The sequence below is a fragment of the Anaerotignum faecicola genome (assembly GCA_024460105.1).
Classification (GTDB): Bacteria; Bacillota; Clostridia; order Lachnospirales; family Anaerotignaceae; genus JANFXS01.
This window is the reverse complement of record JANFXS010000652.1, coordinates 1-379: the sequence shown is the minus strand read 5'-3', so window position 1 is coordinate 379 and position 379 is coordinate 1. Positions and strand designations below refer to the sequence as shown.

Here is a 379-nt window from a genome sequence, read left to right as displayed (position 1 = left end):
CCTTTTTCCGCCTTTTTTCTTACTGTATCATAGTTTTGTTTCAGAATTGTTTGAGTTTAAGGTATTGCTGCGATTATCCTTAAAGTTTTATTGTCACATTCAGCGCATGTTCTGTATCCGCCGCTGTTTTTATCGCTGTCTCGATCTGATCCAGAGGAAATTCATGGGTGATCATCGATTCCAGATCCCATCTTCCGCTCTCCATGATGTTCATCACGTCCCGCACATCCTCCGGCATATATCCCCCGGAACCGATGATCGATTTCTGCGCAAAGGTCAAATGCAGCAGATCGAGGCTTCGCAGCGCATTATTCACAGCGACGGAAACGAAGCGGCTACCGATTTTTCCCAGGGACATGAACAATTCCAGAATACACCC

The 379-nt window shown here is 45.9% G+C and carries 1 protein-coding gene; it reads right to left on the bottom strand.

Features of this window, described 5'->3' with window-relative positions; all coding sequences use genetic code 11:
* Window positions 1-79 precede the first annotated feature (79 nt).
* Window positions 80-379: theronine dehydrogenase (locus NE664_15855; GenBank protein MCQ4728109.1), on the bottom strand; the 300-nt coding region annotated here is incomplete at its 5' end.